General features: G+C 46.5%; 14 protein-coding genes. 6 read left to right on the top strand and 8 right to left on the bottom strand.

Translation table 11 applies throughout. The annotated features are described in order from the left end of the window. The first annotated feature begins 361 nt into the window (after nucleotides 1–361). A complete protein-coding gene (locus LRP50_RS13995; RefSeq protein WP_274165084.1) occupies nucleotides 362–1,243 on the top strand; it encodes a LysR family transcriptional regulator in 882 nt (293 codons plus the stop codon). 67 nt (nucleotides 1,244–1,310) lie between these two features. Here LRP50_RS13995 and LRP50_RS13990 read toward each other — a convergent pair whose 3' ends face one another. The 3 genes from LRP50_RS13990 to LRP50_RS13980 all read right to left on the bottom strand — a co-directional run bounded on the left by LRP50_RS13990 (nucleotide 1,311) and on the right by LRP50_RS13980 (nucleotide 4,709). Next, a complete protein-coding gene (locus LRP50_RS13990) occupies nucleotides 1,311–2,936 on the bottom strand; it encodes a methyl-accepting chemotaxis protein (RefSeq protein WP_274165083.1) in 1,626 nt (541 codons plus the stop codon). Nucleotides 2,937–3,368: 432 nt separating this feature from the next. Then, nucleotides 3,369–4,211 carry a LysR family transcriptional regulator gene (locus LRP50_RS13985; protein ID WP_274165082.1) on the bottom strand — a complete coding sequence of 281 codons (843 nt, stop codon included), beginning with the start codon at nucleotides 4,209–4,211 and terminating at the stop codon, nucleotides 3,369–3,371. A gap of 174 nt (nucleotides 4,212–4,385) precedes the next feature. Then, a complete protein-coding gene (locus LRP50_RS13980) occupies nucleotides 4,386–4,709 on the bottom strand; it encodes a hypothetical protein (protein ID WP_274165081.1) in 324 nt (107 codons plus the stop codon). A gap of 391 nt (nucleotides 4,710–5,100) precedes the next feature. On the opposite strand from LRP50_RS13980, the gene LRP50_RS13975 reads away from it, so the two are divergent. Continuing rightward, complete coding sequence (locus tag LRP50_RS13975; RefSeq protein WP_274165080.1) at nucleotides 5,101–6,306, top strand: pyridoxal-phosphate-dependent aminotransferase family protein; 1,206 nt, start codon at nucleotides 5,101–5,103, stop codon at nucleotides 6,304–6,306. Between the two features lie 18 nt (nucleotides 6,307–6,324). Here LRP50_RS13975 and LRP50_RS13970 read toward each other — a convergent pair whose 3' ends face one another. From LRP50_RS13970 to LRP50_RS13955, 4 genes are all read right to left on the bottom strand, one after another. Continuing rightward, the gene (locus tag LRP50_RS13970) at nucleotides 6,325–7,359 is read right to left on the bottom strand and encodes a hypothetical protein (RefSeq protein WP_274165079.1); all 1,035 of its coding nucleotides are present in this window, start codon (nucleotides 7,357–7,359) and stop codon (nucleotides 6,325–6,327) included. 279 nt (nucleotides 7,360–7,638) lie between these two features. Beyond that, nucleotides 7,639–9,114, bottom strand: a complete 1,476-nt coding sequence (locus tag LRP50_RS13965; protein WP_274165078.1) for an EAL domain-containing protein — start codon at nucleotides 9,112–9,114, stop codon at nucleotides 7,639–7,641. Nucleotides 9,115–9,373: 259 nt separating this feature from the next. After that, entirely contained in the window at nucleotides 9,374–10,450 is a 1,077-nt protein-coding gene (locus LRP50_RS13960; protein WP_274165077.1) for a hypothetical protein, read from the bottom strand. 128 nt (nucleotides 10,451–10,578) lie between these two features. Then, nucleotides 10,579–11,628, bottom strand: coding sequence for a hypothetical protein (locus tag LRP50_RS13955; protein ID WP_274165076.1), 1,050 nt, complete (start codon nucleotides 11,626–11,628; stop codon nucleotides 10,579–10,581). Between the two features lie 531 nt (nucleotides 11,629–12,159). On the opposite strand from LRP50_RS13955, the gene LRP50_RS13950 reads away from it, so the two are divergent. The 3 genes from LRP50_RS13950 to LRP50_RS13940 all read left to right on the top strand — a co-directional run bounded on the left by LRP50_RS13950 (nucleotide 12,160) and on the right by LRP50_RS13940 (nucleotide 15,346). Next, the gene (locus LRP50_RS13950) at nucleotides 12,160–13,410 is read left to right on the top strand and encodes an aromatic ring-hydroxylating oxygenase subunit alpha (protein ID WP_274165075.1); all 1,251 of its coding nucleotides are present in this window, start codon (nucleotides 12,160–12,162) and stop codon (nucleotides 13,408–13,410) included. Nucleotides 13,411–13,620: 210 nt separating this feature from the next. Next, entirely contained in the window at nucleotides 13,621–14,736 is a 1,116-nt protein-coding gene (locus LRP50_RS13945; protein WP_274165074.1) for an FAD-binding oxidoreductase, read from the top strand. 463 nt (nucleotides 14,737–15,199) lie between these two features. After that, nucleotides 15,200–15,346, top strand: a complete 147-nt coding sequence (locus tag LRP50_RS13940) for a hypothetical protein (RefSeq protein WP_274165073.1) — start codon at nucleotides 15,200–15,202, stop codon at nucleotides 15,344–15,346. A gap of 138 nt (nucleotides 15,347–15,484) precedes the next feature. On the opposite strand, the gene focA is transcribed toward LRP50_RS13940, so the two are convergent. Then, the gene (focA, locus tag LRP50_RS13935; RefSeq protein WP_274165072.1) at nucleotides 15,485–16,327 is read right to left on the bottom strand and encodes a formate transporter FocA; all 843 of its coding nucleotides are present in this window, start codon (nucleotides 16,325–16,327) and stop codon (nucleotides 15,485–15,487) included. A gap of 295 nt (nucleotides 16,328–16,622) precedes the next feature. Here focA and LRP50_RS13930 point away from each other — a divergent pair, with 295 nt between their 5' ends. Beyond that, a complete protein-coding gene (locus LRP50_RS13930) occupies nucleotides 16,623–17,858 on the top strand; it encodes a DEAD/DEAH box helicase (RefSeq protein ID WP_274165071.1) in 1,236 nt (411 codons plus the stop codon). Nucleotides 17,859–17,953 lie beyond the last annotated feature (95 nt).

Below are 17,953 nucleotides of genomic sequence, written 5' to 3'. Positions count from 1 at the left end.
TACGTGCCTGTCACATACAAGGCGCAGAGAGATTAACAGCGGTTCTACAATTGGAGATACATCACGAATGCGAGACAAATCACCAAATGTGTTGCGCATCACACATTTCGATGTGACCGGTAACATTTAACTCTCAAACAAAAAACAAACAAGACATCATTACGTCTGTTTTTTGTACAGCAAGCATTTGATGTAACGAAAGAAATTAAAAGAAAATAACGACTTTTAATTCAACTTCGAGAGGTTTTCAACCGCCAAAACTGTGTCATCTCTTCGCCACGCCCCTTCAAAACCGATGAAAATTGACCGCGGAAATTTATCCATTATCATTAAATAAATAAGCAAAATTTATAAAGAAACCATGCTGAATCCAAAATGGCTAATCACATTCGAAACCTTGGTTAAAACCCAAAGTTTCACTAAAACCGCTGAGTGCCTGTTTATGACACAGCCAGGCGTTAGCCAACACATCAAAAAGTTGGAGAATGCGCTCGGTGAAGCACTGATTTTCAGAGAGGGTAAGCAGTTTGAATTAAGCCAAGCTGGCACGCTGCTTAACGAGTACATCGCCTCGCAAAAACAGCTTAAAGAGGCATTTCTCGCGCAACTGAAAGAAGACAATCCCAATCAAGGTCCCATTCGCATTGCCTGCTCTGGTGCCATGGCAATGAAAATCTATCCGCTGTTACTTGCTCATCAGCAACAACACCCAGAATTATCCGTTCACATTGAAGCCGCACCAGCGTCTCGCATTCATGCCCAACTCATGGAGAACGTGATCGACATAGGTATTAGTACGCAACCTATTAACCACCCCTCTATCGAAGAAACACTAATAGGTAAAGAATCGCTGTGCTTGGTGGTGCCGTCAGTCAGTCAGGTCGACCCGCAGGACTATCACGCGCTATCCCAACTCGGATTTATCCAACACCCTGACGCCAACCAGTACGCCGATTTGGTTCTGTCGAAGAACTACCCTAAACACTACCGCGGTCTAGAGGGTTTTCAAGATAGCGGCTATGTAAATCAACTAGCGCAAATCTTACTGCCCGTTTCGCAAGGACTTGGTTTTACCGTCTTACCGGAAAGTGTGGTTGATAGCTTCGCGGAAAGAGACAAGCTACGTTGCCTCTCCTTACGCCATCCTGTGTATCAACAGGTTTATCTCGCGCAGAAGCGCTATCGTCAATTGCCTCAACGCTACCAGACAGTCATTGAAATCATCCAGATCGCACTGAAATAAAAAACGCCACACCCCTAGGGGCATGGCGCAATAAAATAAAGCCTAACCGCTACTACTTGGCTCAGGCTTACATGCGGAAGAATGCAAGCTCTTGCTTCTGGCTTTCTGCCAGCTTAGACAACTCCAAACTCGCCTGTGCACTTTGGCTGATACCTGTAACATTCTGCGTAATAATGTACGACATATTCGTGATATTACGGTTGATGTCTTGCGTCACCGCGGACTGTTGCTCTGCGGCAGTTGCCACCAAGGTGTTCATGTCCGTGATTTGTGCCACCGATTGTGTGATACCAATTAGCGCATCATTCGCTTGTTGGCTCAAGGTCTGCGTGCGTGCGAGAACATCCATACACATACCCATGCTGTCACCCGCTTGAGATGCCTGTCCTTGAAGCCCTTCAATGATTTGTTGGATTTCTTTCGTCGATTCTTCAGTTCGCGCCGCCAGCATACGCACTTCATCAGCAACCACCGCAAAGCCACGACCAGAATGGCCAGCACGCGCTGCTTCAATGGCTGCATTCAATGCCAGCAAGTTTGTTTGTTCTGAAATACCGCGGATCACTTCAACAACATGGCTAATACGTTCAGATTGCTCACGCAGATTAGACACAACAGACGCCGTGTTCTCAATAGATTCCACCATTTGCTCAGCGGCTTCAGAGCTTTGCTGGAACACTGCCATGCCTTGAGAAGCCAATTCATCAGTTTGACGCGCCGCATGATCCGCATTCACAGCATTGTCTGACACATTGTCCGCCGTGCTCGAAAGCTCAGTCACTGCCGATGCCACTTGCTCGATCTCACCTTGCTCTTGTTGCGCATTCGCCGAAGATTGCGTCATCACCGTCGCTAGCTCAGTTGATGCCGCAGCCACTTCATCACTGATCCCTACTAAGGTTTTCACCGTGTGGCGCAGTTGTTCGATCGTCTTGTTCGTATCGCGTCCCAGAAGCGCCAGCTCATTAGACCCTTCTTCATTCGCAGAGACATTCAAGTCGCCCATCGCCACTTTACGCATAACCTCTTGTAGAACTTCAAGCGGCTTAGCGATAACGCTAGACATCCACCAGCTGAAGATCATCGCGGTTAATATAGAAACAATCAGCACGATTCCCGTGGTGAAAATCGCTTCGTCACTATTCTCATCAGAGCGCTTCAAATCTTGCTCAACCAAAGGATTGATGAACGCCGATAGTTTGTTGATCGCCCCCATCATGTCGCTACCCATATGACGGTATTCGTTCACCATGGTGTTATAACGTGATACATCAACTTGACTGTTGAAATAGCCTTCAATCGTTGGCTGGGCCGTTGCGTCTGTATAGCGGACATAATCACCAATACTTTCCTCAACTTGCATAACAAGGTCACGCAGTTGCGCTGTTTGCGCCATGTTGCGAGTAATGTCGAATGCTTCTCTACCGAGTACCGACACCTTGTTCGCCATATCCTTCGTTCTTGCTTGATCATAGATGCCATAAATTGCCTCTACACGCATCGCCCAAGTAATGTCTGCAAGTTTGGATATGTAATCTTTATCTTCAGCAGCTTGACGCGCCGTATTATTGGTCGCAAGAATGGACGATTCCACCTCACTTTTGGCAAAAAATAGAACCGAAAAAACGCAGAGAACCAAAATAATAATGGGAAACTGAATTTGGTACCGAATGGAAATGTTGTTAAGGGACATATGTCTTTTATACCTGACTGTGTTACGTGTGACGACAACGCTAAAATTTCGCGCATTATGCGAGTTAGATCTCCAAAAACCAAACCATTAATCGCATTCATCAACAAATATTTTTGTACACAGTCAGGTGTGCCAAATTTCCGTCACGTTCGTCAATAAACCATGACAACCCAAAGCGTTATGGTTATTTATTCACCAAGCGTAAGCGACTAAACCATATGTTCAATATTGAACAAACACCAAAGAGTACAGTTATGGAGACAGTTGATGTCACTAGCTAGGACGAACTGACGATGAGGACGCAGAGGGCAAAGAAGATCGGTAAAGAGGAGAGCGAAGGAAAACGATGGAAGGTGTATGGCATAGCACCCTGCTATCGTGCGTCGATAACAGGGTCAAATACAACCGAAACAAAACAGCGACAATTACCTGCTAAGCGGTCATCAACGACACAAGTTCTTCAATGTCATCATGCTTGTCGTTGCCAGACAACCAGACCATAAACAACTCATTCGCCATCGAAGGGCTATCTTCAACACGATACAACTGACCCGATTCGATCCAAGGTTTTGCCACCGTTGACGGTAAAAAGCCCACGCCACCGCGTTTCAACAAAAAGGTTAAAGCAGGCTGACACCCGTGACTATGAAGCACTGGTGTGCGTTGTAGCGAAGGGATACGACTGTGTTCGACACCAAAGCGCGTTCCCCAGTCCAAATAAACAAGAGGTAATTCCGCAATACTCTCCATGTCTTGGTCAGGTTCACTAGATACCAAGATCAGCTCAAAGTTCGTCACACGTTGTTGCTGTAAGTCCGCCAATTTAGGGGGCTCACTGGTCAAGACCACGTCCACTAACTTTTCTAACAACGCATTAGAGATTTGCTGGCGACTCAAAGACTCTGTGCGCAATGCCCATTCAGGCTGCACTATTTGCACCTGCTCAAGCCAATCACTGCTACTTTCCAGTTCCCAAATTAGGGATGTTGCTCCAACCGTAAGTTGCTGCTGGTAAGAGTCAGTTAGCGCGACATCCTGACGGGCGCGTCCCCACGTTTGTAGAATGTTTTCAGCATAAGGAACAAAACGCTCACCCGCCGACGTCAAACGTAAATCACCACGTTTACGTGTGAAAACAGGCGTACCCAATTTAATTTCAAGCTGACGGATACGAAAACTCACTGCCGATTGCGTCAGATAGAGATTCGTCGCCGCTTTACCGAAATGGCGAGTTTTGTTCACTTCCAAAAATGTGCGTAGTAGATCAGTATCCATATCAGCGCTGTATAAAAGGTAAAATCATCTAACTGCGTTATCGAGGAAAACCCTGCTAGGGTCAAGGTCAAAAGCGACAATTTGCCAATTTTGATGTCAATTGGATGACTTCTATACCCAAACAGCTTCAATAGGCGTGGTTAAAGGCTGCAGTTTAGCCACTTTCGCGAAACATCAAACCCGTCGCTGAACATCCGGTTTGGGTTGCGAAAAACGTAGGAGATAAATGCCATAACCCAAGATCCAACCCAACACAAACAGTCCCCAACTTTCCACAAAGTGTCCGATCAACGCTGACGCTGCCATCAAAAACAGGCAAAGCACCGACAGATTAATGAAAGACCCCAAGGCTCTGTTGGTTTTAAAACTCTTTTGAACAAACACAAAGACACACAAGTGAACGGCTGTCACTTGCTTGGCATAAAATCTATCCAAATACATGGCAAGCCAGAAGCCCCATAGTAAGCCTATTACTGTGTCTAACCAGACCATTTGCATCGAGCCTCCTACCACTTAATGTCAGCGCGAGTGAACCTGCCCTCTATACCCAAACAACCTCAAGATGCAGGATTCAGGTTGTGTGGGTATAGTGTAATCAGCTCATCCTTTGACACCTGTGCTATCAAAGAGAATGCAATCAAATTCATAATGCGAAGCATCCAAGGGAAATTCACCATTTCCATGCATAATGAAGACGAAACGGGTGATGACGTCCATTTTCCACTTAATCATCTCTGTACTCCCTGCCCAACTCGCAATCCGTGAGCGGCTGTTTTAAGATGCCTTATACCCAAGCAATCTCAAGATACTTGGTGTCGATACCACTCGCTCACCAAGCTGTGTTTGCTGAAAGTGATACATGGACGTTTCATTCAACAGGAGTTACTGCGTGCGCATTTCCGCCCCAATCGTAGAATCATTAGATACCATATTGCCAGATGAACCACTGCTAATGATGGGGGCGGGCCCAGTACCCATTCCAGCCAAAGTGGCCGCCGCCAATGGCATCGTCATCAATCACCTTGGTGAAACCATGTCTCGTATCATCGAGCAGGTGAAAGCGATGTCGCGCTATGTTTTCCAAACCGAGTCATCACACATTTTAGGTGTTGCTGGCCCTGGTTCTGCCGCCATGGAAATGGCCATTGCTAATTTGGTTGCACCTGGTGATAACGTACTGTCGGTTTGTAATGGTTTTTTCAGCAACCGTTTATCCGAAATGTCTTCACGCGTTGAAGGCAATGTAACGCGTCTGATCATTGAAGAAGGACAGGCTGCAGACCCCATTCACGTTGCCAAAGCGATTGCAGAGCATGCCCCGAAAGTCCTGACCATCGTCCAAGGTGAAACCTCAAACACCGTCTGCAATGGCGCTCTACCAGACATTTGCCGTGCAGCGAAAGCCGCGGGATGTTTAGTGATCGTCGATGCGGTATGTACGCTCAGTACCATGCCCCTTTATATGGATGAATGGGGTGTTGATGCAGTCATTACCGGTGGTCAAAAAGGCTTAAGTTGTATTCCTGGTGTATCGCTTGTGGCGTTTTCCGAAGATGCATGGGACAAAATAACGGCGAGACAAGACACATTGCGTCACTGGTGTTTAGACGCCAAGCTCGCGGACCAGTTCTGGTACCAAAGCTCTTACCACTACACCGCTCCAGTTTCCGGCATCATGGCGATACATGAAGCCCTGCGTCTTGTTTGCGAAGAAACGTTACCGCGCCGATTTGACCGACACTTGAGATGCTCCCTCGCCCTGCAGGCTGGCATCGAAGGATTAGGGTTGTCTTTGTTCGCTGACAAGCCTTCGCGTTTAAACTCAGTGGTAGGTATTAACGTACCCAATGGCCTTGATCAAAAGGCGATCCTGACGCGCATCTCTCACGACTTTAAGGTAGAGATTTCCGGCTCATTTGGTTTGAATATCATCCGCGTTGGACAGATGGGAGAGCAATGTCGCGTGCATAACATATTCCGCACGATTCACGCATTGGGATCAACCATTCAAGGGCTAAATAGCGAAGCAGATTTACCTCGTGGTGTTGCGATGCTCGAAAAGGCGTTGCAAGAATACCAACCACAGTTTGTCTAGAACTCATCAGCCTATCGATCACTCGGTAGGCTTTTCCATAGACAACTTGCCCTGCTCTTGTTCAATAGAAAAAACATGTGAAGATGAGTGTGGAATTTCTTGTGAACCAAGGTTTATGTAATCACCTTCACTGAGGTAAGCATGATCAATATCGATAAGGGATACCGACATCCTTTTCATGTATCGAGAAAGGTTATTCTCAGCGTTTTTTATCATCACTGAATTTCTCACGTCTCGGCCAAGAAAATAGAGCGTGAAGCATCGGGAAAGCATCAACAGTTGATGCGCATCCATCTCCAAGCTCTCGTTGTTCGCATCTTCATCAGGCTCTTCCTTATCAGATATACCATCAAAGGGTTGCTCAAAAAGACCGTCAATATTTTCATCCACAACAGCATTGCTCAACAAACTGCTTGTCGTACTCAGTTGATAGTCATTTAGGTATACCACCAAATCTTTCCCTTTCGCCTCGTACCTTTTCGCTTCATTAAAAAAGGCCGTTAGACTCTGACTCTTATCCTCTATTTCCCCCCAATATGGCGACAAGCTACTCCCAGTCGCAATCACGTCACATTGAAACCCGAGATCAGCCCCAACCGTTGAAAGAAAATCGTGCACAGACAAGGTGACGTTATCCGCCTGACTTTTCATCAAAGTCACAAAGTGAGGCTCAAGAATGATTTTTGGCCTAGGGAGATCTTTAAAGAAAAAATCGCTGAGTTTAATGGAGATTGTCACAGGTTTGGCTTTCACACCCACAAACAAATGAAACTTGGTTTTCTTGGTCAGAAAGTTATAACTAGGTTGGCGGAAGTAATTGAAACGGACTTTTTCGCGAAGTCCGAATAGAAATACACGAGGCTTAGCAATAACATTAACAATGTGGTCTTTTAAATTAGCACGATAATCAACAACATATTGACTCATGCTACCGGATTCGTCAGCAAATCGCTCATCATCAAGCAAGTCGGCCCAGAACATTTCTGTTCCCACCAACTCTGCTTGCCATTGATGCTCAATGGAAATGGATTCAGTTTGCTTAATTGCTTCCAAACACTATTCTCAGTTTAAATCGTTAATACCATTAAAAAGAATAGCTTATATTTCCAATAACTAACCTAAATCTCTGTGTTGTTACCGATGTTAACGCGCCCTAAATTCAGTATGTGTCGAAATCCATCCCCCATCCACTGAACTGCATGTCCCCAACTAACAACATCAATACGGTAGGAGCACGGAAAATAAAAAAGACGAGCTATAACGCTCGTCTTCTTTTCAATCAATCGATCAGTCCAGAACAACCTTTCAATCCGTTTAGAACAATATCAGTCGTTAACCAAAAACAAAGCGTGAACTTATGGTTTCAATCGACAAGGGTCTGTCATGCAAATAGCCTTGTTGGAACTGACAACCTCGTGCTGATAAAAAGGAGGATTGTTCAATTTTTTCAACACCTTCCGCCACAATGTTTACATTTAGGCGATGCGCGAGCTCTATGATTGATTCCAACACGGGTGCGTTAATCGAATCGACCCCCACGGTATCAACAAAGCACTTATCAATTTTCAAATAATCAAAATGCACGCGTTGCAACATAGATAATGACGTATGCCCTACCCCAAAATCATCAATCGCAACGCGAATACCAAGCTGACGAACCGCATAAATATGCCTAATCGCTTCTTCGTCCAATAACTGTCGCTCGGTCACTTCCAAGGTCAACAATAAGTTCACGCGCTGAAATGCCTCCAGTGTCGACTTCAACGTTGTATCGAGTTCGTCACTGCACATAAACGACGGCGGCACATTCACCCCCAAATGATAGGGCTTGGTCAAATTAAGCGGGCCAATATCTTGTACCACACGCTCAAATACATAGCGGGTGAACAACATACTCAGTTGTTGATTTTCGATTTCTGGAATAAAGATTTCTGGGCTAACGTTACCCATCTTAGGATGCTGCCAACGCGCCAATGCTTCGAATCCATGCAGTTTATTATCATTGCCATAAATCGGCTGATATTGCAGGTAAAACTCTTTACGATCCAAGCCGCGCTTAATATCGTCTGCCAATGACAGACGTGGTGCAAAATAGCAAATCAGAAAATGAGCCATCAGCGATATCATAAGCGCAACGGGTATGCTTGATAAAACAAACATCGCCATCGTTGTATTGACGTAGGTATCCGACGCCAGTGCACCAATACTAATATTATGATCACCTGACTCCACAGAATTGGCGATAACTTGATCAGCATGGCGTCTTCCCACGATTGCCGTGTCACCAATCCAGATAGTTAATTTGCTGTATCGCGAAGAAGGGACAAGATCAAGATACTCATGAAAAGCTTGCTCCGTCAGCACCGCAAAACCCTGACCACTGCTAGTTTTCTCAGTGACAATCATTAGAACAATATCAGCGGTACTATCTGATGACTTTTTAAGGTAATGGTGTAAGCCCGGTTCCAGTGTTTTTGCCGAAAACTTGCTGCTACCCCAATCAATTAGTGGGTTGGATTGGCACAGTATGTCGCCATCTTTGACCGTTGCGTAGTCGTCAATATAACGCCACATCGCCATTCGAGAATCAATTTCTTCACATTTCTCAGGCTGACTTAAAGCAACCCCTACTTGAGCAGACAAGACATCGGCCTTGCGTCCAAGTATCTGCAAATAGAATTGGCCAAAGTCTTTGGCATGATGGTCAACCGATAGTTTGGACAAGTACAGTCCTGATGCGACACAAAAAAATAATGGCACACAAAGCAAAACGAGGTAGTACACCACATCCTGTTTATTTGGCTTCATTGCTTTTGAAAACCTTGCGGAACTTGCTGTTATCAGCAAAAAAAAGGGGGCCAATGTCTATATCCCTTGCCACAAACACACATTACAAACGTGCTACAAAGCAAGAGCTTACTGAAAATTAAGTCAGAAAATTGGACAACAATAATTTCGACGAGATGTATATCACGCTTATTGTGAAATCACCATGAAACAAACGGATGTAACGACAATTCCCAACGGAAAGATTCACGCACACGACTGTAAATATATTTATACAGTGTCACACCTCTCCCGCGAGACTTTTTAAGAAGAGTAGTTGCTGCTGCTCTTGCTCTGACGGTTCATAGGCGTCACCCGACAAGTCCCCAGCATCAAATTCGCCCAATTCAATCACAGAAAGAACCGATACACCGTAACGGGTATCCTCTCCGGGAAATCCGGACATGCGCTCCAGTTGAAGATCTCGGAGTTGGTATTCTCCCTTCATTCCGCCAAAAACTGACTGATGGGCTTTCAAATCCATCACATTTTCCCCAAGCGTGAGCCGCTGCTTGCTGACAAGCACCGCCACCGGAATTCCATCACTTTGATAAAGGTTTGCTCGAAGTCGATATAACCCCTCCAGCTTGGCATCAACATCCAATGGGAGCACCCAATCTGCGCCAGCCACATAGGAAGGTTGCAGTGACAACACATAAGCCACTGGGTTTTGATAATTGATATCCGCAGTCAAAACATCGGTTCCACTCTCAAATTCAACCACAACTCGGAGGCGAACATTGGCTGGCCAACTGTCCTTCGCAAACAGTTCTCCACGTTGATTCTCACTGGTTCCTGTCGCAACAACCGAGCGTGTTTCCGTGTCAATAAGCGAGAATGACATGCTCTCGACAGCCAACCCACTCTTTACCTTAAAAGAAAGTGGCTCAGGAAAAAAATAACGGTATTTGTCCATCACCAATGCGGCTGAATCAGTGCCATCCAACACAGGCATTTCCACGACAGAAAAGTGGTTAGGCGAAAGATAGGGACTCGCAGAATCCAAGATTGGCTGCGAATACGGAGGGAAATCCAATTCACTCTCAAAAGTTTGTGCTATACGAGAAAACTGCACCGCCATTTCTTCTGACACCACCACGTCTTCTCCCTTAGGCGCTTGCTTAGCCAAAGAAGGCGCGCCGCGGTTTGGATTAGGCGGCAAAACAGGCGTCGAAGCAGATGTCACGGTTTTTTCTTCTATAGTTTTTTCATGCACAACCGCCGCATTAGGCGAGGGTTGATCGACGAACATGAGCCACACAGCCAAACCAACAACTCCGACACTTAGCACCACCATGAGCACCTTACTTGACTTCATTTGGAATTCCTTTGACTTAACGAGTGTTCCGCACTTAGGCGACTAGAAGCCTGACAACTAAAAGCCATGTGACTCGCCAGTGGCATGGTTACTCTGCCCAAGCACCCCTGCGGTACTTGGGCTTAGCGTTAGAGTAGATCAGTCACTAATTCGGACATGGTGAGATCATCCGAGTCATTCACATAGCGATAAGTCGACCATGTCCACCACGACCATTGATCGTAGGTACCCACGGAAATCGTCTGACCATTCGCTAAGTTCAGGCTGCTTCGCGCTGTCGTCACTTTCCCTTCATGACTATCGCCAATCAGTTCACCATGACCATACCCGCTTCCCATCATCATCGGGTAATGACGCGGCATAAAACTGGATACACCATTTGACTGATAAGTCACTTTTCCATCAAACGCGACGGAGGTGGAACAACTACCAAAGCTACCAGAGCGACTCGCACCACAAGAAGAATGTGAAGACACGACGCCATCATCGTGTCCCGGTAAGAACGGTGAAGTTAACCCAAAGTATTCAGAATCATCCCCAACAAAGCGCACTCGCGGCACTCTGCCATCCGGAAACGGAGCGATCTGGCGAGCATTCGCCACTTTTAGATCGTTTAGCACACCAACATTGTTGCTATTGGGAATATCACCCAACCAAAGCGAGATAGCCAATCTTAATGATGCGTTTAAAACACCGCCACCTTCTGCAATATTTACCGCCATATCTGCAAGTTCAGAACCACCACCAGCACCAGCAAAATCAAACGTAGAAATAATATTAATAGGCGTTAAGCCAGCGTTTAAAAGCCAGTTTTCTTGATTGTCTAAAATATAACGAGTAACCAAGTCTCCTGTTGAATGCGTGACAAAAACACAACCATTAATACAGGTATTACTTTGTGCTAGTTGTTTTAATTTCGGCCAAACATAATCACTGGCTATTTTCCCAGCAATACGCTCATGAGAAGGCCAATCTATGCGCACGTCTGCATGAGCAAGCCAATACTCCTGCCAATACTCCTCGCCATCAGCCCTAACCTCTGTCGCATCAGGTCTAGACTGCAGTTGAGAAGGGTTTAAGCCATGAACCAACACAACAGGGTATTGACCAATAGCGGCAAACGTAGGCATAGAAAGAGAGGCAGCCGCGAGCGATAACATTGCGATAAACTTCTTCATTTAAAACCGTCCTTTTATTTTAGAATTCCAAATTCGCCTTTTTAAATACGCGATTCGAAAACGGGTTTGAAATAGCCTAGTCGACGCAATAAGCCAACAATGTTGATCGTGATCCCATTCATTAATTTTAAAGAGGTCAGACATGTTAAAAATATAACTTAAATACGATATTTTTATAAATGCGACACTAATGAGTGAAATATTTATAGCGCAGAAAATGAAACCACTTTCATTAATAAACAATGCAACACGCAGATTCATTTATCTGATGACTCTTGACCTCAGCAGCTTGAGGCATGCGTTGCTACCTAACCGCATCTTTCAGAGCAACCAGCATTACCGTCGTAAAATGGCGCGTAAAACGTCGTAATTACATAAATACCCTTATTTCAAACGCGCCATTATTCGACGTATATGCGCCGCTAGCCCCGCGCTGATTTTGTTCCCAATGAGACCTGTAGGATTTGGGGTTTGAAAGCGATGGCAAGAAGCCGAAAAACGTTTTGTGACTGTTGAAGTAAGGAAAGGGCCATGAGTCAACTTCCCGTAAAGAATCTCGATGCTGCACCGATTGATAGAGAAATGGTGAAAACCATGCTCGAGCGACGTATTCCTGACTACACGCTAGAACAGCCCTTTTATAACAACCCAGAGCTGTTTCGCATCGACATGGAAGAGATCTTTGGTAAAGAGTGGATATTCGCTGGGATGACGTGTGAACTCCCTAAAAAAGGCAGTTTTTTCACCCTAGAGATCGGTAACAACCCTATCTTGATCGTTCGCGACAACAAGAATGAAATTAGTGCCTTCCATAATGTCTGCCGCCATCGCGGCTCAAAGATATGCTTGGCGAGCAAAGGAAAATCACCCAAATTGGTTTGTCCTTACCACCAGTGGGCATACGATTTGGATGGTTCGCTCGTTTACGCTTCTGACATGGGTGATGATTTCGATAGAACACAATTCAATCTTCACCCAGTGCAATGCAAATCAGCGGGTGGCTACATCTTCGTGTGCTTGTCAGATAACCCACCGCCAATTCAAGAGTTTCTCGATGATTTAAATCACTACCTAGAACCTTTCGACATGGACAACACCAAGATAGCGGTTCAAAGCGAGATCATCGAAAAAGCCAATTGGAAATTGGTAGTCGAAAATAACCGAGAGTGTTACCACTGCGAAGGATCACACCCTGAGTTGTTAGCATCGTTACTTGAGTGGGATGACAACAACGATCCACGTTCAACACCAGAATTCAAAGCGTTAGTCGCAGAAAAACAAGCGCTTTGGGATGGTATCGACATCCCTTACCTATTTACCGGCACTTATAACAACCGCAGCCGAATTGTAAGGACACCATTGAAAGCAGGCACTCACTCCATGACATTGGACGGGCAAGTCGCGAGTAAAAAGTTACTCGGCAGAGTCCCCATTCCTGATCTTGGTGCACTGCGTATACTGCACCTGCCCAACTCATGGAATCACGGCATGAGCGACAACCTGATTGCATTTCAAATCATTCCTGTGAGCCCACAAGAGACCCGCGTCGTCACTCGTTGGCTGGTACACAAAGATGCCGTCGAAGGCGTCGATTACGATCCAGAAAACCTCAGTGCGGTTTGGACCGCCACCAATGCGCAAGACCGATCCTTAGCGGAAAATAACCAACGCGGTGTTAACTCAGTGGCTTATCGTCCCGGCCCTTATTCGAAGACCTTTGAGTTTGGCGTGATAAATTTCGTCAATTGGTACTGTGAGCGCCTGAAAGAAAACTTGGGATAGCCGTGGTCATTTAAGGCATGTCGATGTCGTGTTTGCGTAATTCGCATGGCGAAAATCAACCCAAAATCTGTTGTAGCTGACTCGCATGTTGAACGCGTGATCGTCATATTTCTATCACGTGTTCAATGACATGCTTCGATCATAGATTGAGCAGCGACAACAGATGGATGATGACTCGCGAATAGCACGCGCAACTTGGGGACGATGGCAATGAGTGAAATGGACACAAACGTAGAGAATAGCCTCAACCCAGTAAGCACCCAAACGTGGTCTAACGGGCGCCATTTGGTGCGCTGTGTCAAAATCATTCAAGAAACTCATGACGTTAAAACCTTCTGCTTTGTCAGCCAAACACCCATGCTGCTCTTCTTTAAGCCAGGGCAATTTGTCACCTTAGAGTTGCTCATCGATGACGAGCAAGTCATGCGCAGTTACACCATGTCTTCGTCACCCTCTGTTCCCTATAGCTTCTCGATTACCGTAAAACGGGTCAAAAACGGGCAAGTCTCTAATTGGCTACACGACAATTTACGCGTCGACGACGAACTGGCGGTACATGGCCCTATTGGGAACTTCAACTGTATTGATTTCCCCACCGACAAGGCCTTGTTCCTTTCCGGGGGCGTCGGGATAACCCCCGTGATGTCGATGGCGCGTTGGTGGTATGACACCAACGGCGCGGTTAACATGAAGTTTGTTCACAGCGCCCAAACCCCCAAAGACATTATCTTCCTTAAAGAACTCGAATTGATCGCGTCACGCATTGATAACTTCGAACTCAGCATCATTTGCGAACGCTATGACATTGGAGAGAGCTGGCATGGCTACCGCGGCTTTCTCACCCAAGCTCTGCTGCTACTGATTGCCCCTGACGTGCTGCAACGCGAAGTGTATTGCTGTGGCCCTGAGCCTTACATGCGAGCGGTACGCACAATGCTGATCGACCTTGGTTACGACATGAGTCGCTACCATGAAGAGAGCTTCGGCGAAACACCACCAGATGCGATTGAAGATGCAGAAGAGTCCGCTGAACAAGCACTGATTGCCGATGAGCAACCTAGCACTGGGTTTGCCGTCGAATTCATTGACGAAGGTATGTCGGTCACTGTCAATGAGAGCGAAACCATTCATGCTGCCAGTGCCAAATTGGGAATTCACGTGCCCAAAGCGTGCGGCATGGGTATCTGTGGATCCTGTAAGGTTCGCTTGCTGTCTGGTGAAGTGAACATGGAGCATAACGGCGGGATCAGTGAAGAAGAAATAGAAGAAGGCTACATTCTGAGTTGCTGTAGCTCCCCCATCAAAGACGTATCTATCGAGACCTGAGCATTGAGAGCTGAGCATGGAGAGCTGAATGGCGCTCAATTGAATCACCCATCTATCTAGTGTGATATTCACTCAGCATGGCTTAAAGAGCAAAGTCGAGTGAATATCTCATGTTGCCTCGAACACTGAATCAACATTCGTTTTCCTTTCACTTACGGTCTTATCAATAGTCATCCCCGTAACCCTTTCCTGAACAACATTTTGCAACGCAGAAGCCAACCTTCATCATGCCCTCCCCCTTCACGCTACAAGTAGAAATGTTAAACACCGCTTCCAGTTTTTGTCGTCAACACCACGCCCCCTTTCGGACAGTTTATCAACGTATGTCTATTTAGTTGGACTCCATTTTCGCCTAACACAACCATTACCGAACGCTAACATTCTCCCCTTCCTATTGAACCAAAGTGTACTGGCTGCAGCAAAACACTTAACCCAAGACTCCACAGGAAAAGGAGAACGAACTATGAATATGTTGAAAACAATGATGTTAGCGTTTGCGGTTTTATTTTCAGGTATGGCTTTAGCCAGCGAAACCAAGACTGACTGCCCAGAAGGTTCAGAAGCCCCTGAGTGTCAAATGCAAAAAGACGATAGCGGCTCAAGCAACTAAAGCGCCCTATCTCTTCACTTTTTGTCGCTTCGACCTCGACCTTCGAGCAACAAAAAAGGCCAATGGCAATTGCCATTGGCCTACCCCGTTCACGCCGTTTAGCGCACGGTAGAAAATTTGACTATAAACCCGTCGCCATTAATCGCGCAGGTAAATCATCCAATACCACATACCCACGAACAAACCGCCGCCGATAATGTTACCCAATGTCACAGGGATCAGGTTGTTAACCACAAACGTCATCATGTTCAGGTCAGCGAAATCAGCGATATTCGTGCCTGTCATCTGCCAAAAGGATTCTGGTGCAAAATACTTAATACCGATCGCCATTGGCACTTGGAACATGTTCGCAATGCAGTGCTCGAAACCCGCCGAAACAAACATGGCGACAGGTAAAATCATCACCACGATTTTGTCCGTTAGCGTGCGACCGCTATAGGTCATCCAAACCGCAATACACACCAGCACATTACACATAATGCCGAGCGCGACAGCTTGCAAGAAACCATGATGCAGCTTGTGCTCTGCAATCTTCATGGCATTAATGCCAACTTGCCCGTCATCAAACATGTACTGTTTGGCAATGAGCATACAAACCACCAGCAAAACAGCCCCCACGAGGTTGCCTGCGTAAACCACAGCCCAGTTTTTAAATAAGGCTTTCCAGGTAATCTTACCACTGGCTCGCGCCACCAAAGTGAGAACCGAACTTGTGAAAAGCTCGCCACCGGTAATGATCACTAGGATAAGGCCAAGGCTAAACGCCAACCCACCGACAAAGCGTGTCATGCCCCAAGGCATGTCACCCGCACCCGTGGTAACCGTGGTATAAAAGATAAATGCAATACCGATATGAATACCGGCAGAAATAGCCAGAAGAAAAGATTTCGCCGGATCTTTCGTTGCCTTAGCAACACCAATTTCCGCCGCTCTTTCAGCAATCTGAGGAGGGGGTAACGAATCAAACTGAGTAAAGTTCATAGTACAATAGCACTGAGTAAGAAACACGGAGGGCGCGGATAATCTCTCCTTTCCCTCCGATTTTCAAGGGCTATTTTTTTGAACAATTTATGTTTGCATCCATGCAACCTAGATCACAGATCAGAAGCTATCGAATAAACAACCATCTGCACAAAAAAGCCTCAATATTGCAACGCTGATAGATAACCCTTTTGCGACTATTTTCCTTGGTCACACTCCGCTTTTCTGTACAACTTCACGCGACACACTGGTAGACTCCGCGCCTTGAAACTTTGACTTCTAAACGTGAATGCCCATGACCTTTTCTGCGCTGAACCTGACCCCTGCTTTGCTTAGTGCAATGCCAAGCCACTTATCTACACCAACGCGAATACAGCGTGAGGCCATTCCCGTAGCGCTTGCAGGAAGCGATATGCTTGCCATGGCCCAAACGGGCAGCGGTAAGACACTGGCTTTTGGCCTACCACTGCTCCAGCGCACTGACATCGAGAACACCAACATTCAAAATGTAGTACTTGTACCCACGCGAGAGCTGGCAATGCAAGTCGCGCAATCTCTTCAAGATGTCAGCACATCACTAGGTATCAAAGTGCTTACCCTTTGTGGTGGTGTTGAGCCAGAACAGCAAATCGCCGCACTTGCCTTGCAGCCTCAAGTCATCGTTGCCACACCCGGCCGCTTGCTGGACTTCATCAATCAAAACCTTGTGACACTCTCTGGGGTAAAACATTTGGTGCTAGATGAAGCCGATCGCCTATTAGAAATGGGATTCTGGCCAGATGTGCAGCGCATCATCGCCGCCATGCCTCCCAAGCGACAAACCCTGCTGTTTTCCGCCACCCTTCCCGTTGCCCTTGAATCTGCGGCGTTGGCATTGCTATTTAAGCCTGTTCGTATCGAAGCAGACGAAAAGAACAGCGTGGTCGATGAGATTGAAGAGCGCGTGTATTTGGTTAACAAGGGCAGCAAAGCGCAGGCGCTAATTGCATTAATCAAGCAGCATGACTGGAAGCAAGTGCTGGTGTTTGTGGCTGAGCGTAATGCGGCTGATGCCTTAGCAAAAAAAGTTGCCAAAGCGGGCGTGTCCGTTGCAGCGCTGCACGGTGACAAAGACCAAGCCGCACGTGAACAAACGTTGGCTGACTTTAAAGCCGGAAATATCACCGTACTGGTCTCCACCGATTTGCTTTCACGCGGTATTCACATTGATGCCTTACCTGTGGTGATCAACGCTGATCTGCCGCCTAATGCCCCTGTTTACGTACACCGCGTAGGCCGTACCGCTCGTGCAGGTGAAAATGGTCTTGCTTTGTCATTGGTATGTCACGGCGAACAAGACGCGCTAGCAGCAATTCGTCAGCTCACAGGCCGCGAGCTTGCCTTGAATGAATTGGATGGTTTTCCTGTGACCGACAAACCCGCAGAAGCCAGCGCGACGGGTGAACGTAAACGCGCTCCGCGAGACAAAAAGGCCAATCGCCGCAGCAACAGCAAACGCAGCATCAAACAGTTTGCATCGAAGAACCGTTAATCGCACCTCCCGTATTTGTCGCTAACACTTTAGTCTCTCCCAGATACAACAAAGCCCGAACGAGTCGGGCTTTGTTTTGGCTGAACACCACGTTA

It is taken from the genome of Enterovibrio gelatinilyticus (assembly GCF_028683095.1).
Taxonomy (GTDB): Bacteria; Pseudomonadota; Gammaproteobacteria; order Enterobacterales; family Vibrionaceae; genus Enterovibrio; species Enterovibrio gelatinilyticus.
The sequence above is the reverse complement of the archived record's forward strand: the minus strand, read 5'-3'. Positions and strand labels throughout refer to the sequence as shown.